25 protein-coding genes are annotated in these 20231 nt (G+C 43.5%); 21 read left to right on the plus strand and 4 right to left on the minus strand.

The genetic code is table 11. The annotated features are described in order from the left end of the window. The first annotated feature begins 196 nt into the window (after positions 1–196). Both G3569_RS01785 and G3569_RS01790 read left to right on the plus strand, forming a co-directional pair. Positions 197–1498 carry an Nramp family divalent metal transporter gene (locus tag G3569_RS01785; RefSeq protein WP_165265493.1) on the plus strand — a complete coding sequence of 434 codons (1302 nt, stop codon included), beginning with the start codon at positions 197–199 and terminating at the stop codon, positions 1496–1498. Positions 1499–1555: 57 nt separating this feature from the next. Further along, positions 1556–2440 (plus strand): hypothetical protein, encoded by an 885-nt coding sequence (locus G3569_RS01790; protein ID WP_165265495.1) that lies wholly within the window; start codon positions 1556–1558, stop codon positions 2438–2440. Here G3569_RS01790 and G3569_RS01795 read toward each other — a convergent pair. Beyond that, a complete protein-coding gene (locus tag G3569_RS01795; RefSeq protein ID WP_165265498.1) occupies positions 2429–3505 on the minus strand; it encodes a DNA methyltransferase in 1077 nt (358 codons plus the stop codon). The two genes, G3569_RS01790 and G3569_RS01795, sit on opposite strands and share 12 nt — an antisense overlap. 67 nt (positions 3506–3572) lie before the next feature. Here G3569_RS01795 and G3569_RS01800 point away from each other — a divergent pair, with 67 nt between their 5' ends. Beyond that, complete coding sequence (locus G3569_RS01800; RefSeq protein WP_165265500.1) at positions 3573–4115, plus strand: DUF1697 domain-containing protein; 543 nt, start codon at positions 3573–3575, stop codon at positions 4113–4115. Positions 4116–4127: 12 nt separating this feature from the next. Continuing rightward, positions 4128–5087, plus strand: a complete 960-nt coding sequence (locus G3569_RS01805; RefSeq protein WP_165265502.1) for a helix-turn-helix transcriptional regulator — start codon at positions 4128–4130, stop codon at positions 5085–5087. A 252-nt stretch (positions 5088–5339) separates the two neighbouring features. Here G3569_RS01805 and G3569_RS01810 read toward each other — a convergent pair whose 3' ends face one another. Then, positions 5340–5810, minus strand: coding sequence for a hypothetical protein (locus tag G3569_RS01810; RefSeq protein ID WP_165265504.1), 471 nt, complete (start codon positions 5808–5810; stop codon positions 5340–5342). Between the two features lie 201 nt (positions 5811–6011). On the opposite strand from G3569_RS01810, the gene G3569_RS01815 reads away from it, so the two are divergent. The 10 genes from G3569_RS01815 (at position 6012) to G3569_RS01860 (ending at position 15077) form a co-directional block, all read left to right on the plus strand. After that, positions 6012–6581 (plus strand): carboxymuconolactone decarboxylase family protein, encoded by a 570-nt coding sequence (locus G3569_RS01815; protein ID WP_165265506.1) that lies wholly within the window; start codon positions 6012–6014, stop codon positions 6579–6581. 23 nt (positions 6582–6604) lie between these two features. Beyond that, positions 6605–7480 carry an RNA polymerase sigma-70 factor gene (locus tag G3569_RS01820; RefSeq protein ID WP_165265508.1) on the plus strand — a complete coding sequence of 292 codons (876 nt, stop codon included), beginning with the start codon at positions 6605–6607 and terminating at the stop codon, positions 7478–7480. Positions 7481–7930: 450 nt separating this feature from the next. Then, complete coding sequence (locus G3569_RS01825; protein ID WP_165265510.1) at positions 7931–10207, plus strand: ATP-binding cassette domain-containing protein; 2277 nt, start codon at positions 7931–7933, stop codon at positions 10205–10207. A 191-nt stretch (positions 10208–10398) separates the two neighbouring features. Then, entirely contained in the window at positions 10399–10896 is a 498-nt protein-coding gene (locus G3569_RS01830) for a DinB family protein (protein WP_165265512.1), read from the plus strand. A 252-nt stretch (positions 10897–11148) separates the two neighbouring features. Beyond that, positions 11149–11655: a DinB family protein gene (locus tag G3569_RS01835; protein ID WP_165265514.1), complete on the plus strand. Its 507-nt coding sequence runs from the start codon at positions 11149–11151 to the stop codon at positions 11653–11655. Between the two features lie 142 nt (positions 11656–11797). Further along, positions 11798–12274, plus strand: a complete 477-nt coding sequence (locus G3569_RS01840; protein ID WP_165265515.1) for a DUF1203 domain-containing protein — start codon at positions 11798–11800, stop codon at positions 12272–12274. Positions 12275–12289: 15 nt separating this feature from the next. Then, positions 12290–12916, plus strand: coding sequence for an FMN-binding negative transcriptional regulator (locus G3569_RS01845; protein WP_165265516.1), 627 nt, complete (start codon positions 12290–12292; stop codon positions 12914–12916). Between the two features lie 76 nt (positions 12917–12992). Continuing rightward, positions 12993–13832: a bifunctional transcriptional activator/DNA repair enzyme AdaA gene (locus tag G3569_RS01850; protein ID WP_165265517.1), complete on the plus strand. Its 840-nt coding sequence runs from the start codon at positions 12993–12995 to the stop codon at positions 13830–13832. Positions 13833–14195: 363 nt separating this feature from the next. Continuing rightward, complete coding sequence (locus tag G3569_RS01855; RefSeq protein WP_165265519.1) at positions 14196–14459, plus strand: Ada metal-binding domain-containing protein; 264 nt, start codon at positions 14196–14198, stop codon at positions 14457–14459. A 21-nt stretch (positions 14460–14480) separates the two neighbouring features. Further along, the gene (locus G3569_RS01860; RefSeq protein ID WP_165265521.1) at positions 14481–15077 is read left to right on the plus strand and encodes a LysE family translocator; all 597 of its coding nucleotides are present in this window, start codon (positions 14481–14483) and stop codon (positions 15075–15077) included. 98 nt (positions 15078–15175) lie between these two features. On the opposite strand, the gene G3569_RS01865 is transcribed toward G3569_RS01860, so the two are convergent. Next, complete coding sequence (locus G3569_RS01865; RefSeq protein ID WP_165265523.1) at positions 15176–15583, minus strand: thiol-disulfide oxidoreductase DCC family protein; 408 nt, start codon at positions 15581–15583, stop codon at positions 15176–15178. 60 nt (positions 15584–15643) lie between these two features. Then, on the minus strand, positions 15644–16552 hold the full coding sequence (locus tag G3569_RS01870; RefSeq protein ID WP_165265525.1) for a DNA-3-methyladenine glycosylase family protein: 909 nt from the start codon (positions 16550–16552) through the stop codon (positions 15644–15646). A gap of 115 nt (positions 16553–16667) precedes the next feature. On the opposite strand from G3569_RS01870, the gene G3569_RS01875 reads away from it, so the two are divergent. The 7 genes from G3569_RS01875 (at position 16668) to G3569_RS18300 (ending at position 20147) form a co-directional block, all read left to right on the plus strand. Then, on the plus strand, positions 16668–16988 hold the full coding sequence (locus G3569_RS01875; RefSeq protein ID WP_165265527.1) for an ArsR/SmtB family transcription factor: 321 nt from the start codon (positions 16668–16670) through the stop codon (positions 16986–16988). Between the two features lie 14 nt (positions 16989–17002). Continuing rightward, positions 17003–17470, plus strand: a complete 468-nt coding sequence (locus tag G3569_RS01880) for an SRPBCC family protein (protein ID WP_165265529.1) — start codon at positions 17003–17005, stop codon at positions 17468–17470. A gap of 18 nt (positions 17471–17488) precedes the next feature. After that, entirely contained in the window at positions 17489–17710 is a 222-nt protein-coding gene (locus G3569_RS01885; RefSeq protein ID WP_165265531.1) for a hypothetical protein, read from the plus strand. Between the two features lie 32 nt (positions 17711–17742). Then, positions 17743–18192 (plus strand): SRPBCC family protein, encoded by a 450-nt coding sequence (locus tag G3569_RS01890; RefSeq protein WP_165265533.1) that lies wholly within the window; start codon positions 17743–17745, stop codon positions 18190–18192. Positions 18193–18207: 15 nt separating this feature from the next. Further along, positions 18208–18585: a VOC family protein gene (locus G3569_RS01895; RefSeq protein WP_165265535.1), complete on the plus strand. Its 378-nt coding sequence runs from the start codon at positions 18208–18210 to the stop codon at positions 18583–18585. 225 nt (positions 18586–18810) lie between these two features. Next, complete coding sequence (locus G3569_RS01900) at positions 18811–19356, plus strand: SRPBCC family protein (RefSeq protein WP_165265537.1); 546 nt, start codon at positions 18811–18813, stop codon at positions 19354–19356. Positions 19357–19928: 572 nt separating this feature from the next. Beyond that, a complete protein-coding gene (locus G3569_RS18300) occupies positions 19929–20147 on the plus strand; it encodes a hypothetical protein (protein ID WP_205719986.1) in 219 nt (72 codons plus the stop codon). Positions 20148–20231 lie beyond the last annotated feature (84 nt).

Consider the following 20231-nt stretch of genomic DNA (forward strand, 5'->3'; position numbering starts at 1 on the left):
ATTAATCTCAACGAAAACTGAACTCTATTATTTACAACAACCACTAGTATTATAACGAATTAAGTTATACATATTACAATGTATTTAATGGGAAATAGGAGAAATTGTTCAACCATTAATAGATCTAAATTTAATTTCGCCTCCAATTTTATTATCGTTGTTTTCAACGTCGGGCAATACTAAATAAACATTCACTATGGAGGAGTTAGAAAAGGATACTACTGAAGAAACAAACCAAGAGGTCAGTTCATGGGATGGATTAAAACAAAGCTTAGGGCCGGGGCTGTTGATGGCTGCTGCCGCTATTGGGGTGTCGCATTTGGTACAATCTACCCGGGCCGGTGCTTCATACGGCTTTGCACTTATTTGGGCATTGGTTCTGGCTAATATTTTCAAATATCCCTTCCTCGAATATGGCCCGCGATATGCCATTGCTACCGGCGAAAGTATGATCGAAGGGTACAAGCGTTTGGGCAACTGGGCAATTGGTGTTTTTGCTGTTTTTACAATCGGTACAATGTTTATCATTCAAGCGGCCGTAACTATTGTAAGCGCTCATCTGGCGGCCGAACTTACCGGCATTGCCCTAACTCCCGTTCTTTGGAGTGCTATCTTGCTGACTATCTGTATTCTGCTGCTCATGTCGGGGCAATATTCTGCGCTCGACGGTGCCATCAAGCTTATTATGGTTGTTCTTGCCATTTCCACAGTAGTAGCAGTGGTGGCTGCTCTCTTTCAGGGAGGACAACATCAAGTCATCGATTACTTCCCAAGTATCTGGGATGTTGCCGGCGTCTCTTTCCTTATTGCTTTAATGGGGTGGATGCCTATCCCTATTGATGCCTCGGCCTGGCATTCGTTATGGACCCTGGAGCGCGAAAAACAGACACAGTACCGGCCTAAACTCAAAGAATCGCTACTCGATTTTAATATCGGGTATATTGGGGCTGCAGTGCTGGCACTGGGGTTCTTGCTGCTCGGTGCCCTCGTGATGTATGGCAGTGGAGAGGAGTATGCCAGCAGCGGTACCGTTTTTGCCGATCAACTTATTGGCCTGTATACCGAAAGCTTGGGCAGTTGGGCCTATACCGTCATTATCATTGCAGCTTTTACAACGATGTTCAGCACTACACTCACCGTTACGGATGCCTATCCCCGTGTCAACCGACAGATGATGAAGGTTATTACTCCCAGTATGTTAGAGAATAAAAGTGATATCCTGATTTACCAAGTGCTTCTGGTAGCTATTTCGGTGCTGTCTTTGGGTGTGCTTTACTTTTTGGGAAACTATTTTACCCTGCTTATTGACCTGGCCACCACACTTTCTTTTCTGATGGCCCCGGTACTTGCTTATATTAACTACCGGTTGGTTACGGCCGACCACGTCCCTGACAACTGCCAACCCAAGCCGTGGCTTCGCTCGCTAAGCTGGGGCGGAATACTTTTCCTAACAGCTTTTGCATTATTATACCTATACTGGCAAATGAGTTTTGGATGATTATAGAAGATCTATTATATACAGACATCATTAATTTATTAACTAATAGGTCCATTTGTGAGTTCTCTAGCAGACGATTTAAAAACACAGAAAAATGATCTCAATGAATTTTATTCTCTCTGTGTTAGAGTATTAAACTATTTACCAGCAGTTATTTCTTCTGAGGTAGAAATTCGTGGTTATAAAATAAAAACACATATTTCTGGCGGCACAAAAAAATTCTTGAGGCCAATTAATGAAGAGCTTTTTATTTATGACCCTGACATTTTTGAAAAAAAATATGACCTTTTTCTTCAAATTTTAGATCGAGTTAAATCTAACGAAAAGATTAAGGAAGATAACTACAAAATAGTTGATACTGTTCTTTATACAATACAACAATCTCTTGGAGCTGGATTCGACTTATTAGTTAATCCCAATAGTGCTAGAAAGCACGTTGGAAATAGATTTGAAGAACTCCTAAAAGCAGTTATAAATTATCTTGAGATTACAAACAAAGATCTTGTTTTCAAAATCCCCTATGAAACCGATGGTGGTAAAAAAACATATCGGTGCCAAACTGATTTAATAATTTCACCCTACGAACAAGTCCATTCAACTGCAAAAAATTTAGATGAAAATGAAGTTATTCTTTCTTTTAAAACTTCATCTAAAGATCGAATGGGTAAAATATTTTTAGATAAACTTTTGATGGAGAGCTTTTCTAATCAGACAGTTAAAGTTGTTGGCATTTTCTTAAATGATGTTCAACGTAAAAAAGAAGATAATATAAGTTATACTTTCGTTTCAGGACTATTTATGGTGTACACAAATTTTCTAATTAAACTCGATGGTGTATATTTTATTGACAAGCCACCCACTGCACAAAATTATCCCTACGATGAACATATATTTCAGTTTTCAAAATTCTTGATCGAGGACATTTGGAAATTACTCAAATAAGTCTCTTATTTTTTTTCTCCTTTCCCGACTTTCCTTCTCATCTTTTTCTGAAGCTATTCGATCTATGTGATTTTTATCCGTAACCCTATTTTTAATCAGATCACAAAAATCTTTATTTATCTCAGTACCAACCCATCTTCTTTCAAAAGCTTCTGCTACAGCGTATGTAGTCCCAGTTCCTCCAAATGGGTCATAAATCAAGTCTCCTTCATTTGCCGATCCCAAAACAAACTTCTTCACTAATTCTACCGGTTTTTGCGTTGGATGCTTATCAACACGCTCCCAAGACCCATTTGATAATGTTGGTATTTCAAAAACATCTTTGGGCTTTGCACCAAGGGGATGGGGTTCCCACTGATATTTTTTTCCGTCGCCATTATCGTATTGTGAGGATTTTGATTGTGTCCTTTTAGGATATTTTAGTGTATGTGCGTTATAAGGAATCCTCACATTATCAATGTTAAATGTAAATTTTTTGCTCTTTCTAAAATGAATTATGCTTTCGTGAGCACGCCCCCAATCCTTTCCTAAATTTGCCTTGTTTCGATAGTACCAGACTAACCATTTACATCCTTTAAACATATCACTAGCAGCCCATTTTATATCTGCAATAATTTCAGAAAACCCACATACGTATAAACTGCCATTATCCTTCAGTACTCTCTTAGCTTCTTTTATCCATTCAATACTCCACTCGACATATTCTTTTTGTGATTCAAAAGTGTCCCATTCAGCTTTTTTAATATTATAAGGCGGATCAGCAAAAATAAGATCTACGGACTCTGATTCCATAGATTTCAAAAAATCAATAGCATCTAAATTAAAAAGCTTTCCAAATTCTGTTTTAAAAAATGGATCTTCATCAATTTCTTTTGTTTTTTCTTTCTTAAATTCCACTTGTGCGTCTGACATAAAGTTATCAATCTTTTTTTCCTTATATACGCGGTAATTATTTATGGGGTGTCTTTCTGAAGGAAATTTTCCTGACTTATCCCATCGCCTCAACGTTTCCGTACTTACTCCCAATTTTTCAGCAGCTTCACCTATTTTTAAATAATTATCCATAAATCCAGAGGGTTAATTAAAGTAGTACAACATTATACAACCTTACACAATATTATACAAATTTATTATGATATCATATATTGCCCTCCTCCGCGGCATCAACGTAGGCGGGCACCGTCCCTTAAAAATGGAAGACCTCCGCAAGATGTTTTTACAATTGGGTTTTAAAAAGGTTGAGACCTATATACAAAGTGGCAATGTGGTTTTTGAGGTCCCTGAATCAAGACAGACCGACCAGCTAGTCCCTCTCATAAAAGAACAGATTGAAGAATCATTTGGATATGATGTGCCGGTTGTTGTCCGTTCTGCCTACAGGCTAGGAGCAATTCTCAACAACTTTCCCTTTGATATTAAGGAAGGATGGAAAGGGTATATCACATTTCTTGCTGAAGAACCTGATAGTGAGGCCAAAGAGCAGTTGGAAAGTCAATCCAATAATATCGAAACTTTCAAAGTAGCAGGAACCCAGGTCTATAGTGTTGTTAATAAAAAAGCTGATCAAAAACCTCAGTTTTCAAATCGATTTATAGAAAAACAACTTCGTGTTGCCGGTACTAACAGAAACCTGCGCACCATTAATAAGGTTTTGAACTTGGCTTCAGCTGAATAACGGTAGTTTGCTATGAATAGAATTGACCGGCTCACTGCAATTATCATCTACCTGCAGGGACGAAAGCGTGTAACAGTAGAAGAATTAGCAGAACGATATAACATTAGCAATCGTACGGTGTACCGTGATCTCCGTGCCCTTCAAGAAGCCGGAGTCCCCATAGGTTCAGAGCAGGGGGAGGGATACTTCATCGTCAGAGGTTATCACCTGCCGCCCGTCATGTTTGACAAACAAGAGGCTGCGGCCCTGCTAGCCGGCGAACGATTGATGCAAAAATGGAGTGAAACCCAGCTGGGCGAATCTTATATCTCTGCTTTGGACAAAATACGGTCGGTGTTGCGAAACCGGGAGAAGGAGTACCTGGAAACCCTGGATCAACATATCAAGACCCTTCCGTATCATGATGAAAAACCGGCAGAAACCAAACATCGTGTGTTCGGATTTCTACAAGATACTATTGTAAAAGGGGAAGTTGTTGCCATCAGTTACTATTCTCCTTATAAGGATCAAAATACACAGCGTGAGGTCGAACCCTTAGGCCTGCTACTGCGGGGAAATCACTGGTACTTGGCTGGATGGTGTCGCCTGCGCACCGATTACCGGATGTTTCGTGTTGATCGCATAAAGGAGTATAAAAGTACGATCAAACAACTTCCGGATCCTCCCGAACATACCCTGAAAGAATTTTCGGAACAGAGCCTGCGCAAAGAGCAGGATCTGCATGAGGTGATTGTACGGTTTAATGATGATATGATACGCTATATGGGCGATCAAAAATATTACCGCGGGTGGACATCAGAGGAAAAAGTGGAGGGAGGCGTTGAGATGACCTTTCTCACTTCTTCAACGGAATACTTTGCCCGCTGGCTGTTGCTTTGGGGAGCGGGAGTGACAGTGATAAAACCCAAGAAGGTCAAGCAAAGAATGCAGGAGCTTTCCGAAGAGTTATACCAGCACCATAAATCTACATAACCGCTACTATATCATCCTCTCCGCCGGACGGTGGACCAGGATATCGAAAAGCCCAGTAACGTTGATACAGGCTGGCCGCAAATCAACGTAGAATACCACTACGAGATCCCGGATCAAGTCCGGGATGACAAGGCGGTATATTTTGTTATGAGGCATTATGTCCAACCCCTAAAAAGCTGCCGCTATAGGGTTTTTAGAGGGTTTCCTGCTTTAACTATACCCGTGGTTATTATACTGGAGCGACTCTATATACTACGGTAGCGGGTTGGCTTCTTCTCCATCACCACCCTCGGCGGTAATTGTTAACTGACTGGGCTCAGATAAAAAATTGTCGTAGTCGCAGGGCATTTCTGCCTGTTCATCTTCCTGCACATCGAATGTACCGCAATAACCATCGGTATTATTAATATGAATATCAAAAGGTGGATTAAAGTTTGAGGTAGTAAGATTGATGGTAACAAAGAACCCTTCGTCAATATAAGCATCGTCATCTTCGGTTATAACCGATGTGGATACTGTTCCTATCTTGCTTCCATCACCGGATAGCGCAAGGTCATAAGTTTTAACTTCTTTTTTCGATCCATCATCGCCGGTAGCAGAATCTTTACACCCTACTATCATTATAGCTGCAAACAACAGCACAAGGGTACTATGAATCCATTTATAGTTCCTGGACTTTCGGTTTTTATGATTTCTAAACTGATTATTTCTGTATCCTGCCATGGCTTGTATTTTGTTAAACTGATGAACTGTTTTACTGTACTGTAGTATGCGTGCTACATACCTTAACTAGTTCAAAGCATTTTTTCTCATAGATATAGGATTATCAGTATCAAACAGCTGATCAAAACTTGTCACAATCCGGGATCCTGTCTCGTCTTAGCAATAGAAGACGAAATATCAATGTGAAAAAACTGACTCAATATGAAAGCGCAAGTTCAAAACACAGAAAAACCCCGACTAACACCTATTGAAAATCCCAGCTCCATAAAGGCGAAACTCGCATACTGGTTTACAAAAAGGAAAACAGGCAAAGTGATCACTCCTCTTAAGGTTCACTATTCACGATTTCCAGAGGGGTTATCTCTGGCCAAAGAGCTTATGAATATTCAGGAAAAATGCACTCTTGATAACCGACTCAAACATCTTATAAAAGTATATGTGGCTACTCTTAACGGCTGTTCATTTTGTGTGGATATTGGCAAAGCCACAGCTCAACAAGACGATATAGAAACCGAAGTCTTTGAAGATCTCCTTAACTTCAAAGAAAGTAACCGATTCACAAAATCAGAAAAAGCGGCCCTCACCTATATTGATGAAACCACAAGGGAATTGGAGGTTACGGACCAGACATTTGAGAACTTACAACGATATTTCAACGAAAGAGAAATTGTACAGATCACGCTACTCAACGCCGTGGAAAATTTCTATAATTTGATGAACAAACCCCTAAACATTGGTTCAGATGAGTTATGCAAAACCTTAAATGTATAACTATTTGTTAATCCACCCCTGTTATGAACAGCACCACAGAACTTTTTGAACAACATCGACCACAGCTGTTTAGGATCGCCTATGGGATGCTTGAACGGGTAGCACCGGCAAAAGATATCGTACAAGAGGCCTATCTCCGCTGGCAAGACCAAGATATCGATAATATAAAATCGCCACATGCCTATTTATCTAAAATTGTAAGCAGACTCTGTTTGGACGAACTGAAATCAGCCAAAAGCCGAAGGGAGCAGTATATTGGACCCGATCTGCCCGAACCGGTATTAACTTCCGAAAGTGGTAACCCGACAGAACATGTCGAGTTGACCGAAACGCTATCAATGGCCCTGCTGGTTGTTCTGGAACAGCTGACCCCGGTACAGCGCGCTGTCTTCCTGTTGCGCGAAGTTTTTGACTACGATTATGCCTCTATTGCATCTGTCGTTGACAAGTCTGAGGCCCACTGTCGAAAAATTGCGCAACGGGCTCGTGACCAAGTTCATGAACAGCGTCCCTATTTTGAAAAAGATATCCCCAAACAAAATGAACTAATCACTTCTTTCTTTGAAGCCGTACAGACAGGCGATATTTCGGAAGTAAAAGATTTACTGAAAAAGGAAGCTACACTCTATTCCGATGGCGGAGGCAAGGTAACTGCGGCCAGGAAACCGATCTACGGAGACGATAAGATCGCTCGGTTTATGCTGGGCATTCAAAAGAAGGCCCCCGAAGACCTTCATATTGAATTTCAAGATGTAAATGGAGAACCGGGCGCTGTAGTCTACATTGGTGATGAATTATACAACGTTTGGTCGTTCCACACAGAGGGAGAGGTAATAAGCAATATATTTGTGGTTTTAAATCCCGAAAAACTCGAGCATATCGAGCATGAATCCCTCTAAATAAAATTAAGCTCTATTGAACGGGAGCAATATTACTTATTCTTAGACCTGTTATATTTGAGTAGACACTCGGTTAAGATATTTTGGGATAACCTAATAATAGAATAATGGAACTTCGTCATCAGATAAAGATCAAATCCCCCATAGTCCCTTTTGCTCACATTGATTGCCATTATGCAGATACTGCCCAAAGGAGGACTTCTAAAAGAAGAGACCTACCATAGTCCGAGCAGACGCTCGAAGCATTTTGGTGTAGGTCGGACATCCTGTCCGACTTTTTAAAGATTACAATTAAATAAAGCTAGCCGGACAGGATGTCCGGCCTACAAGGCTATATGATAGCTCAAACGCCTGTCAATTAATTCCATATCTATTGACACAGGGTTGTCATAACCACTTTATAGTTTCCGGGGTATTCAAGTGTATTAATTAGAATAGTATCCCCCATGTATGCAGCAACATTATATAGAAGTTACCGGCGCACGAAAAAACAACTTGAAGAATATTTCCCTCAAAATTCCCAAACAGAAGATTACCGTCTTTACCGGGGTTTCGGGCGCAGGCAAATCGTCTATCGTCTTTGATACCATTGCTGCAGAGTCGCAACGACAACTGAATGAAATGTTTGGCTCTTTTATTCGAAATCGCCTGCCGAAATACGGCCAGCCCAATGTGGATTCAATAAATAATTTATCCACGGCTGTTATTATCGATCAAAAAGCGATCAGGGGCAACTCTCGGTCAACCGTAGGTACCATTACAGATATTTATTCGCTGTTTCGGTTGTTATACTCACGCATCGGTGAGCCCTCAGCCGGCTATTCCAATGCCTACTCATTTAATGATCCCGAAGGGATGTGTCCGAGATGCGACGGACTTGGTGAGGTGAAAAAGCTCGATCTGGATAAACTGCTTGATACCTCCAAATCACTCAATGAGGGGCCGATCAACTTTCCGGGCTTTAGTGTGGGCGGTTACTGGTGGGAAATCTATGCCAATTCAAATCTCTTTGATAATGACAAAAAACTTGCGAATTACACCAAAGAAGAGTGGCAAGGATTGCTCCATGAGCCCGACAATGTTGAAAACATAACTACACATGCCAAAGGGCATAAACGGGATTATGAAGGGTTAGTAGATCGGTTCAACCGTCTCTACATCAACAGGGACACCAGCTCGCTGAGCGAAAAAAAACGCAAACAAATTAAGCAGGTATTGTCCAGCGGCAGCTGTCCGCTTTGTGAAGGCTCAAGGCTCAGTCAAGCAGCGCTCGAGAGTACCATCAATAGCCATAACATTGCTCAACTTGCAGCAATGGAAGTTCGTGAACTCATCGAAGTGGTGCGAAAGTTGCAAAATACTGACGATACGATTGCCCTCCCAATCATATCAGAAATAACAAAAAGCCTGCAGTACCTTATCACCGTCGGACTTGGATATCTTACCCTCGACCGGCCAACGCCAACACTTTCAGGGGGAGAATCCCAGCGTATCAAAATTGTGAAACGACTGGGCAGCAGCTTGTCTGACATGCTTTATATTTTTGACGAGCCTACGGTTGGGCTCCATCCACGAGATGTACAGGGACTCATTGATCTGCTCCAGGAACTAAGAGATAAAGGCAATACCGTGCTTGTTGTGGAACATGACCACGATGTAATAAAGATAGCAGATCATGTGGTGGATGTTGGGCCCCGAGCGGGTAAGCAGGGTGGAGAAATCGTTTATCAAGGTAGCATTGATGGTTTATATCAGGCCGAATCACCTACCGGACGGCAGCTGCGACAGGAAAAGCCGATCAAATCGGAATCCCGTCAACCTACGGGACAGATGAAGATCTCGAACGCCACTTTGCACAACCTGAAGAATATTACGGTAAGTATTCCGAAAGGAGTATTAACGGCTGTATCGGGTGTCGCGGGAGCAGGTAAGAGTACGCTCATGAAAGTGTTTCTCCAAGAGTATCCCGAAGCGATAATTGTGGACCAATCTGCTGTTGGGCGATCCAGTCGCTCCATCCTTGCTACCTATTCCGGACTTATGGATGAAATCCGTAAACTTTTTTCCAAGTCCAATGATGTAAGCAAATCCCTATTTAGTTTTAATTCAGATGGATCCTGTCCCAAATGTGGGGGACGCGGTGTTATATACACTGATTTGGCGTTTATGGAATCCGTAGAATCAACTTGTGAAGCCTGTAACGGAAAACGGTATAGCAAGAAAGTGCTCCAACATAAATTCCGAGGCCAATCTATAAGCGATGTCTTAAAAATGACAGCAAGTGAGGCAGCAAACTTTTTTGAAGATGCACAAACTCGGAATACACTTCGGGCTATCAATGCCGTGGGGCTGGGATATCTTCGACTTGGCCAGACAACATCCAGCCTGTCGGGTGGCGAATGCCAACGCCTAAAACTAGCAAGTGAACTACATAAGTCTGGTGAAGTTTACGTATTGGATGAGCCAACTACCGGACTTCACAGAGCGGACTTAGAACGACTGTTATCCATTATTAATCGTTTGGTGGATGAGGGGAATTCGGTCATTGTTATTGAACACAATCTGGATATCGTAAAAAACGCCGACTGGGTTATTGACCTGGGGCCGGAAGGAGGAGCGGCCGGCGGACAGATTTTGTTTGAAGGTACTCCAGCACAACTGCTTGATTCCCAAGAATCAATTACAGCGACCTTCCTGAGAAAATCGCTCGCATCTGTTCCTTGTTAAATATTATAAGTGTAGGTCGGACATCCTGTCCGACTTTTTAAAGATAAAGCTAGCCGGACAGGATGTCCGGCCTACATGGCAGCTCAAATACCTGTTAATTAATTCCACACCTATTGACATAGGGTTGTCATAACCACCTGTTATGTTCAAAGCAGAAACTATTTATTTAACTAAAAGACAATCCTATAACTATGGAATTGATCCCGTTATTTACCAAAGAGCTGGAACAGGAAGCACAGACAACCCATGATTTTTTAGGGCTCGTGCCTACCGATAAATTTGATTGGAAACCGCATGATAAAAGTATGCCTATGCAGCGACTGGCTGTTCATATAGCAGAAATCCCGGGCTGGATAGAGACCGCATTAACTACAGAGGTCCTTGATTTTGCAGAAGACGACTATGAGCCAACTCCTGTTGAGGATACTCAAGGATTAATTGACCTTCTCGAGGGGTCGGTAGAGAGGGCAAAAAAAGCGCTAAAACAGGCTACTGAAGATGATCTACTACCCACATGGACCATGCGCGATGGTGACCAAGTACTCATAGAAATGCCCAAACATGGCGTTATTCGTCATTCTTTTGACCAGATAACCCACCACCGGGCCCAGCTAGGAGTTTATTTCCGATTATTGGATATCCCCGTACCAAATAGTTATGGCCCCACAGCGGATAACCAGCAGTTTTAGTATTATTTTCTACAGATCTCACTGGTTCAAGGTTGTTCCTTGGACCAGTATTTTATGTAGCTGGCACAAGTTGCAAACTTGCGCCAGGCAACGGATGTAACTAAACACAAGTTAAAAGTTGTGCCAGAAAAGATTCACCGCTGGTTCAAGTCTGTGACTTGGACCAGCTTTTTTACAGTCGGCACAAGTTAAAAATTTTTACCACACAACGGATATAACTAAACTCAGTATTTGAATCAATCAACAACTGATATGAATAACTCTACCATACAGCAATACAACTATCACCAGTGGGCCAATGACCGGACTTTTAACCACCTAAGCGAACTCCCGGATGAAATTTATGACAATGAAATCGAAAGCGTGTTTTCATCCATTTCGGAGGTGATTACTCATCTGTATCAAGTGGATGCTATGTGGCTAAGTGTGATGTCGGGTGACGCTTTTGAGGAAACCATGGCCAAACTAAAAGAGATAAAGAGACGGTCAGCCAATAAAGGATTGGAGCAAATACAGAAGTTATATGCTGAGCTTTCTGAACGGTACCAACCCTTTTTAAATGATGTCGCTGATCTTGATGCCGATATTTCGGTAAATCATCCCCAATATGGTACTCTTGAAACTACGGTATCAGAATTAGTACAGCATGTAGTCAATCACGGCACCTACCATCGTGGAAACATAACGGCTATGCTTCGTCAACAGGGACATTCCGGCGTACAAACCGACTTTGTTTTCTATCTCTATGAGATTGCCTAAACTAAAAACTGTGGTAATCCTACAGACCTCCGGGGTTTTCGACTTGAATGCCTTAGACTCCCAACTCCGCAAAAAATGGGTGTCTAGGGTACCGGCCATCGGGCATATTAAGGCACACCTTTAACATCCTAAAGAACCTATTATGCCTGATTTTAAAATTATACCTATTCCCGCTTCAGTGGCCCATCACATTCGCACTACGATGCAAGATCGGTATGGCCACTCACTGGAAGTCACCCAATCAGAAGAAGATCATAACAATCCCTGCCGGCTGTGCCTCGAAGATACCCACAAAGGCGATGAGCAGATCCTGTTTTCGTATTCCCCCTTTGCAGAAAACGATGATCCCTATGCCGAGGTGGGACCGATTTACATCCATAAAGAGTGCGCCGGACCATATCAAGAGGTACACACTTTTCCGCCGGATATTCGAGCTCGTCCCTGGCTTACGGTGCGTGGCTATAACGCGGATCATGCCATTCACACCGCCCAGCTAACAAAGGGCGAAGAGATAGAATTGGCGATTGGCGACGTTTTTTCTGATCCTGAAGTTTCTTACATACATGTTCGCCATGGCACCTACGGCTGCTATCTAATGCGCATTGAACGAGTTAATTGATAAGAAGATTCTTCTATGTACACCCCCAAACATTACAAACAAGACGACTGGGATGAAATCCAGCAGTTTATCAAAACCTATTCTTTTGCCACCTTGGTGAGTATCGGTGATGAATATCCGGTGGCTTCCCATATCCCCATTGAGCTGGAGACAAATTTTGATGACGAAACCGTGCTCTGGGGACATATTGCCCGCGGTAACCGACAGTGGAGAGGATTCCGGGATCAGCCGAATGTGTTGGCTATTTTTCAGTCATACAATAGCTATATCTCCTCTTCATGGTATCAAGAACCGGAGGTCCCGACCTGGAACTACCAGGCTGTCCATATCTATGGAAAACTATCTGAACTTTCTGAGGAGGCGTTGCGGGAATCTCTGCGACGGCTGGTCGATAAATATGAGCAGGAATCGGAGTGCCCGGTTTCTATGGACTCACTGCCCGATGCGGTGGTCGAACCTCAGCTTAAAGGGGTATTTGGTTTCGAGATATCCATTGACAAGGTGGAGGCTTCGTATAAGCTGAGTCAAAATAAGAGTGAAGAAGATCACGCCAACGTTATTGAGAAATTGATGGGAAGAGGAGATACACAGAGTCGTGGAGTGGCAGAAGCGATGAAGAGATCACAGAATGATGAATCCTAATAAAAGCGCAAGAATCGGGTTTTTAAGTTATCCAGCATGCTTAAATTGATGGAAAACGGTAACAGAATTTCCAAATATGATCGATTATAACCGCGTGGCCAAAGCCATCAGATACATCAACGAGCACGCTACCGAACAACCGAAGCTGGATAAGATTGCAGAAGCGATCCATCTTAGTCCCTACCACTTTCACCGGATGTTTAAGCAATGGGCGGGGGTAACCCCCAAAGAATTCCTGCAGTATGTCAGCCTGAACCATGCCAAGAAGCTCTTACAAAAGGATCAAACAATTGCAGAAGCTACCTATCAGACGGGACTTTCCAGCACCAGCAGGCTGCATGATCTGTTTGTAAAGATTGAGGGAATGACGCCCGGGGAGTATAAAAAGAAGGGGAAAGCACTCGACCTCCGCTACCAGTTTGGAGAAAGCTTGTTTGGGCCTACCCTGATAGCTTCAACCGGTAAAGGCATTTGCCATCTTAGTTTTGTTGATGATAAAGATAATGCCTTGCAACAACTTAGAAAGCGATGGACCAATGCCCGCTTTGGAGAGGAAAAGGATGGACATATTGAAAAACTGCAGCAACAACTAATCAATAAGCAGGAAGACCTTGATGAAGTAAAGCTGCATATTCGCGGTACCGATTTTCAATTGAAGGTGTGGGAGGCGCTGCTGAAAATTCCAGCGGGACAACTGGCTTGTTACTCTAATATCGCCCGTGCCATTGACAATCCCAAGGCCTCGCGCGCCGTTGGTACTGCCCTGGCCAACAACCCCGTGGCTTATCTGATTCCCTGCCACCGGGTCATCCGAAAGGTGGGAGGAATCGGGGAGTACCGATGGGGCAGCACTCGCAAGCAGGCCATTATTGGGTGGGAGTCGGCTAACGCAGAGAATAATGATGCAAATATATAGAGCACGAGCGGGACGCTCGCGCCAGTTTAGTTATAGAGGGCTCCGCAAAACCTAGCTTGTCATCCTGAATTCAGTTCAGAATCTTGAGTCAAGATCGCACTTTATGTTAGATGCTGAAACAAGTTCAGCATGACAAGATAATATTTATTCAATATCCCACTACTACGCACAAGGCTTTATAGAGCAAGCTAAATCCCACTTACCGCAGGTAGTCGGTCACGGCTCCAAGAGGGTGGTTCTTGCCTCTGAGTCAGTAAAAGAGTTCCTCCTTGGAGAAGAGCCTGTCCGCCCACCGGCGGAAGGACAGGAGGATTGAACTATTTTATAGCTTAAGACTTATTCACAGTATATGGAACAACCTTCATGATTAGACAAGTAGTACTCGGAATAACTGAAAAAGAACAGAAACAAAAAATAAGATCACTTATCCGAAATGGAACAATCAGCCTAGCCGGCAACCGGGACCTTAAGATATACGGGCGACTCAACTGTGGTTCTGGAAAACAAATGAATGCTGAAAACAGGGTCTTTTTCTGCAACGAGAAGGAGGCCCTGCAAAAAGGGTATCGCCCCTGCGGAACTTGTATGCATAAACGGTATCTTCAATGGAAAGAAAAACAGGCGTAAACTTCTCTTTTTTATTAATCAATGCTTAGCGAATTTAACTTTACAAAATGGTTTCTACTTATGCTGCCGATGACGTTGAGTGCCGGACCGGCTAATATCATGGGCGCATCTCTAGGGGCCACCCAGGGCTATCGGAAATCCCTGCCCTTCATCATAGGCTTAGCCCTTCCTGCGATAATTTATTCTCTGCTTATTGGCTATGGAGCAAATACCCTTATCTCATCGTATCCATTTATCGTTGATGGCCTCCAATACGCCGGGGCAGCTTACATACTATTTCTGGCTGTAAAGTTTTTACTTCCACAAAAAAAGAGTGCTGATAAAGTAACTCCTCCAAAGCTGGGCTTTCGATCCGGGTTTATCTTATCCGCCTTAAACGGCAAACTGCTTACTATGCTTATCCTGATGTACTCCGTGATGCTTGGCAGCCAAAGCACTTCTGGGGAGATCTGGCTGATGACTTTCCTCCTTTTAATTACCGGTACCACCAGTAACAGTTTATGGATACTTGGAGGAGACCTGCTGTCACGTTTCTTTGTGTCTGAGAAAGCCATCCGATCCCAGAATATCGTCTTCGGGATTATGCTTTTGATTGTAGCAGTATGGCTGGTTCTGTGAGGCAGGGGTTTGGTTGTTGGTTATTAGTTATTGGTTATCAGGTGTCAGTTCCTGAATAAGGTTGCTTGGCGTACCCATTTGTCACACTCATATACCGATCATTCTTCTAAGAACTTAGCCTTCAGCTCGGGCGTTGGCACCATGCAGCTGTCTCTTTTCCCAAACCATTGATAGCGGTTGTTGGCAATCACATCATACACCCAATCACGAATAACGGTGGGCAAAATTATAAACCCATACAGCATTGGGTACAGGCCCGAAAGATTGCGGGCTATTCTCAGCGCTGCTGATGATTTTATATAATAGCTTTCCCCCTCAATCAAAATGATGCTGTCAACCTTTTGTGTATCGATACCAAACTTATCGGTTAGCTCCTGACCTATATCCGACTGGAGAGCGGCAAAGCGGAACAGGTCATCTTTATCTCTTTTAATAATAAATACTACAGAGCCGGTGCAAAGATTACAGACTCCATCGAACAGTACTATTTTTTTGCTGTCTCCCATAAGGTTTAGAAGATAACGGTTTTTTGCCTCCTTTTAACAGCAAACTTCCCAGTCTGAAATTTACCGATATGAACTCAGTGTTCGCCAGAGGTATATATTCAAATAAGACTCCCAGCCGGCAAAAGGGGTGAATAGCTCTTCCACTTCTTCCCGGTTGGGTTTTCGATTCAGCCCAAGCAGCTCCGATACAGCACTTTGCAGTCCCGTATCCCCATAAGTAATGCAGTTGGGTTGCTGGAGCGACTTCATCAGCACATAATTAGCTGTCCATTCGCCCACGCCCCTGATTTTGGTCAGCCGATCGAGCATCTGTTGACGGTCGGGGAGGCTCGTGAGTGAGGATTTCTCCAATGCTCCTTCGGCAAACTGTTGCGCTATACCGATAATATATTCCCCTTTCCTGCGTGAAAACTGCATCTCCCTGAGTTCATCAGCTGTTAATTGTGCCAACACCTCCGGCTCCGGGAAAAAGTAGTGTCGTTGAGAATCGTAGGTGATGAAAGTGCCAAATTTCTCAACCAGTCGGCGCTTGAGTTTATATGCAAAGGTTAAGTTTATCTGCTGCCCAATTACGCACCAGCAGAGAGCTTCAAACAGATCAGGTATGCCAATCAACCGAAGTCCGTGATAACGATCAGGCATCCACGCGAGTTCGTCATGTTGTTCAAGTAATTCGTAAAACGGCTGCAGGTCACGCTCAAGGCCAAGCCAATCAACAATATATTGCTTTGCCTCGCTGAAATGATTTTTCGGAATAGCACCCGTGCACTCTTCTACTTTTAGATGCGTTTCTTGCTGACTGATTGCAAACAATCCCTTCTCCCCGTTAATACGCAACGGTTTTCGGATCGTCGCATCTTCAATTGAAAATAGGCAATCATCATAGCCGCGGTCCAAAAAGTTACGGCATTCGGCAAACGAAAATATCTTAGGTGTGGAAATGTAGATGGTATCATTTTCTGTACTCATAGAATCAATAATAAGCAACAGTGAAAGAAATCCCACCCATTACTTGCGTAACTCTTCAGTTACATATATATTAGTAACCAAACAGTTACGCATAATGTTATAATCTAATGAACCTATGCAACGAGATGTATTTCAGGCAATCGCCGATCCTACGCGCAGAGCAATTATCGACCTTTTGGCCAACAAGTCTCTCCCGGTTAATGGGGTGGCTAAAAACTTCGATATCAGTCGCCCGGCTGTTTCCAAGCATATCAAAATATTGAATGAGTGCGGCCTGGTGGTGATCCGAAAAAAAGGGCGGAAACGATTCTGCCGGGCCGATCCGCGTAAGCTGCAAGAAGTGGCCGAATGGACGGCAAAATACCAGAAGTTTTGGTCCAAAAAACTGGACGCGCTGGAAGCGTTGCTTGTTGAAGAGGATGACAATCAAGAATAAATAACCATCAAAATATGGACACTTTCAAAGCAGTAGCGAAATCCGAAATGCTGATCCGCACGCCGGTCAGCGAAGTTTTTGAATCTTTTATTGACCCTAAAATTACTTCCGAATTTTGGTTCACCCAAGGAAGTGATCGATTGGAAACAGGTAAAAAGATAGAGTGGAAATGGGAACAGTTTGGAATTTCAGCGACTATCAGCGTAACTGAAATAAAACAAAACGAACTTATCCGGTATCAGTGGCACTCCGGTGAAGGCGACACTGATTACAGGAATGTTGAAATATCTTTCGAGTCCAAATCGGATGAAACCACTTTTGTGCAGGTCGTTGAAAGCGGCTTTGATAAAAATGACGATCACTTAATTGAACAGGTTGCCGGCCAAACCGAAGGCTGGGCGCTGGTGTTGTCGGCATCAAAAGCTTGGTTAGAACATGGCATCAATTTGAACCTGATCAGTGATCATAAACCTGAGATTTAACCATCATCTGAAATAAATATGGGATCCATCGAAGTATATAAAACAGATGTAGAAGACCGGGTAACAGCAAAATCTATTGTGGATACCATCCGCCAAAGTCTGCCAAATTGTAATCCCAGCTTTGATCTCGAAGACTGTGATAAAGTGCTAAGAGTTGAGAGTTTGAACGATGAAATCAATGAGTCGAAGATCAGAAACATCCTGCAAGACTACGGTTACCACATGGAAAATCTACCTTAGTAGCGAAAACACAATAAAAAATCAGCCATCCTATGGAAAAAGAAGAGACCAAAAACCACCCGCAGCTAACAGTAACCAAACGTTTTAATGTCCCGGCCGAAAACGTATTCGACGCCTGGCTGGATCCGGAAATAATCAGCCAATGGATGTTTGGGCCAGAGCTGAGAGATGAAGAAATCATCAAGCTGGAAACAGATCCCCGGGAAGGGGGCCCATTTTCTTTTGTGGTCCGCCGGGGAGACGATGTGCTCAATCATTTGGGAAAATATTTGGAAATCGATCGCCCACACAGGCTGGTATTTACCTGGGGAGTAGAATCCGAATCGGCAGAAGAAAGCGAGGTAACTATTGATATTGAATCCACAGAAACCAGTTGCCAACTGACACTGGTGCACGAACTGGATCCAAAATGGGAAGAGTATGCATGCCGGACCAAAGAAGGCTGGAGCACCATGCTTGAAAAGCTGAAAGAAATCGTTTAACTCAAAACAACTATTATGAAAATTTCAATGACAAGCGTTCATGTCGATGATCCTCTGAAAGCATTTGAATTTTATACCGAAACGCTTGATTTCAAAGAGCAAATGTATATGCCTGAGGCAAAGGTGGCTATTGTGGTTTCGCCAGAAGAGCCAGAAGGAACAGCACTGCTTTTGGAGCCCAGTGATAACCCCGTAGCTCAACACTACAAGCAAGGGCTTTATGAAGAGGGGTTACCGGCCATAGTACTTGAGGTAGATGATATCTGGCAAGAATACGACCGCCTCACTAAGGCAGGGGTGGAGTTTAAAAAGGAACCCACCCAAACAGACTGGGGCTACGAGGCAATCTTTGACGATACCTGCGGCAACTACATCCAGATGACACAAGTGTAAATGATATATGTTCGATATAAAGAAGTAGGAGCACGAAAGTCTTCCCTTGAAGGGAGCTAATCAATTTCAGCAGTTTTGAAGTCGATCCGAGGGTGTTCTTCTCTCATAACGGAACACCTCCCGTCCAAATACCACAAAATAATGTGGGATTTGGACACCCTCTTCAAGGAGGGATGACAGATACCTATTTCGCCTTAAATACAAAAAAAATAAATGGAATATGCTATGAATGATAATTACGGAACCTTTACAGAACCGGGAACGGTTCGGTTTGAACGGCTGCTGCCGGGACCGATAGAGCGAGTATGGGCGTACCTGACCGATTCGGAAAAACGCGGAAAGTGGCTGGCCTCCGGGGAGATGGAGCTCCGCGTGGGCGGCAAAGTGGAGTTGAATTTCTATCATGCTGACCTTTCCCCGCATGATGATCCCATCCCGGAGAAGTACCAACAGATGAAAAATGGACACACGATGTACGGTCGCATCACCCGCCTAGATCCACCGCGCCTGCTGAGCTACACCTGGGGTGAGAAGTCAGGCGATGAGTCGGAGGTAACCTTTGAGTTGGAAGAAAAAGGAGAGCATGTTCGACTTACGCTAACACACCGGCGACTCGGCGACAATCTCGACACGCTAGCAAGTGTGGGCAGCGGCTGGCATACGCACCTGGGCATCCTTGTTGATCACCTCAACGGGCGTACACCAAAGGGATTTTGGAGGATACATACTAAACTGGAACCCCAATATAGGAAGAGAATTAATGAGCAATAGGTGGAAGCTAATCATGTAAATGCACCACATTAAAAGCAATGTCACTGCGAGGGATTCCGATGACTTTTCGGAAGACCGCGGCAGTCTCCTTTTCTTAACTCGCGAAGTGCGCCGAAGCCTTATGGTGTAGGTGTGCGTAGTATCTAAAGGATCTCCTTTAACACATCAAGTAACTATGTCAGGGAGATCGTTGCGTTTCGTTTCACTCCTCTCGCGATGACAGACGTTGATAGACCAGGCAATGGAAACCGAAGGAGATGCAGCTATGTGCCTCGAAGTTTTAACGTAGTGGCGGAAGATGGCCAGCAGGTTCTCAACATAACCTATACTGCAAGCCTCTCACTCGTGCTATGCTGACCCACCCTTGTTCCATCCCTACAAGTATGGAGGGAAGTTTCGGCCAATGAATAAGCCACAAGTCATTTCGTACCGCCGTACAGGTGGTGAGAAATACCATCCGTTTGCATGGGCATCACCGAGAGAATTGAGTTATTTTGTTCTGATGTTTTATCAATAACGATATTTGTATAGTGGAGTCACTTCTGAGTTGGAATGGGGTTACTGGAGAGTGTATGTTCATTTTTTCAGTGACGATCCGCCGGTGGGCGGACCAGCGAAGCTGGAACCACCAAAAAATTGACCGGCTGAGAATTCTGAAACCAGCTCCGAACATTCGGTGGGAGTATTTCAATGGTCCTTTGCAACAATTGCTTAAGATCTATGATATCACCGGTACTACTATGCCAAGGTGTAATCTGCCGAAACCTTTAGGTGTAGGTATGGCTTTGTAGCACAGGTATGACATACTCCTGATCGCCTGCTATTCTCTGCTCAGAATTCGTTATGCCGGAATGTTTTTTCTCCCATCTACTAAA

It is taken from the genome of Fodinibius halophilus (assembly GCF_011059105.1).
GTDB classification, from domain to species: Bacteria; Bacteroidota; Rhodothermia; order Balneolales; family Balneolaceae; genus Fodinibius; species Fodinibius halophilus.

Bases quoted from the DNA above. Each gene is read 5' to 3' on its own strand.
- G3569_RS01815 (WP_165265506.1), top strand. From the start codon at position 6,012: ATGAAAGCGCAAGTTCAAAACACAGAAAAACCCCGACTAACACCTATT.
- G3569_RS01825 (WP_165265510.1), top strand. From the start codon at position 7,931: ATGCAGCAACATTATATAGAAGTTACCGGCGCACGAAAAAACAACTTG.
- G3569_RS01805 (WP_165265502.1), top strand. From the start codon at position 4,128: ATGAATAGAATTGACCGGCTCACTGCAATTATCATCTACCTGCAGGGA.
- G3569_RS01840 (WP_165265515.1), top strand. From the start codon at position 11,798: ATGCCTGATTTTAAAATTATACCTATTCCCGCTTCAGTGGCCCATCAC.
- G3569_RS01850 (WP_165265517.1), top strand. From the start codon at position 12,993: ATGATCGATTATAACCGCGTGGCCAAAGCCATCAGATACATCAACGAG.
- G3569_RS01820 (WP_165265508.1), top strand. From the start codon at position 6,605: ATGAACAGCACCACAGAACTTTTTGAACAACATCGACCACAGCTGTTT.
- G3569_RS01875 (WP_165265527.1), top strand. From the start codon at position 16,668: ATGCAACGAGATGTATTTCAGGCAATCGCCGATCCTACGCGCAGAGCA.
- G3569_RS01895 (WP_165265535.1), top strand. From the start codon at position 18,208: ATGAAAATTTCAATGACAAGCGTTCATGTCGATGATCCTCTGAAAGCA.
- G3569_RS01785 (WP_165265493.1), top strand. From the start codon at position 197: ATGGAGGAGTTAGAAAAGGATACTACTGAAGAAACAAACCAAGAGGTC.
- G3569_RS01795 (WP_165265498.1), bottom strand. From the start codon at position 3,505: ATGGATAATTATTTAAAAATAGGTGAAGCTGCTGAAAAATTGGGAGTA.
- G3569_RS01885 (WP_165265531.1), top strand. From the start codon at position 17,489: ATGGGATCCATCGAAGTATATAAAACAGATGTAGAAGACCGGGTAACA.
- G3569_RS01830 (WP_165265512.1), top strand. From the start codon at position 10,399: ATGGAATTGATCCCGTTATTTACCAAAGAGCTGGAACAGGAAGCACAG.
- G3569_RS01865 (WP_165265523.1), bottom strand. From the start codon at position 15,583: ATGGGAGACAGCAAAAAAATAGTACTGTTCGATGGAGTCTGTAATCTT.
- G3569_RS01855 (WP_165265519.1), top strand. From the start codon at position 14,196: ATGATTAGACAAGTAGTACTCGGAATAACTGAAAAAGAACAGAAACAA.
- G3569_RS01845 (WP_165265516.1), top strand. From the start codon at position 12,290: ATGTACACCCCCAAACATTACAAACAAGACGACTGGGATGAAATCCAG.
- G3569_RS01810 (WP_165265504.1), bottom strand. From the start codon at position 5,810: ATGGCAGGATACAGAAATAATCAGTTTAGAAATCATAAAAACCGAAAG.
- G3569_RS01800 (WP_165265500.1), top strand. From the start codon at position 3,573: ATGATATCATATATTGCCCTCCTCCGCGGCATCAACGTAGGCGGGCAC.
- G3569_RS01860 (WP_165265521.1), top strand. From the start codon at position 14,481: ATGCTTAGCGAATTTAACTTTACAAAATGGTTTCTACTTATGCTGCCG.
- G3569_RS01880 (WP_165265529.1), top strand. From the start codon at position 17,003: ATGGACACTTTCAAAGCAGTAGCGAAATCCGAAATGCTGATCCGCACG.
- G3569_RS18300 (WP_205719986.1), top strand. From the start codon at position 19,929: ATGTTCATTTTTTCAGTGACGATCCGCCGGTGGGCGGACCAGCGAAGC.
- G3569_RS01890 (WP_165265533.1), top strand. From the start codon at position 17,743: ATGGAAAAAGAAGAGACCAAAAACCACCCGCAGCTAACAGTAACCAAA.
- G3569_RS01870 (WP_165265525.1), bottom strand. From the start codon at position 16,552: ATGAGTACAGAAAATGATACCATCTACATTTCCACACCTAAGATATTT.
- G3569_RS01900 (WP_165265537.1), top strand. From the start codon at position 18,811: ATGAATGATAATTACGGAACCTTTACAGAACCGGGAACGGTTCGGTTT.
- G3569_RS01835 (WP_165265514.1), top strand. From the start codon at position 11,149: ATGAATAACTCTACCATACAGCAATACAACTATCACCAGTGGGCCAAT.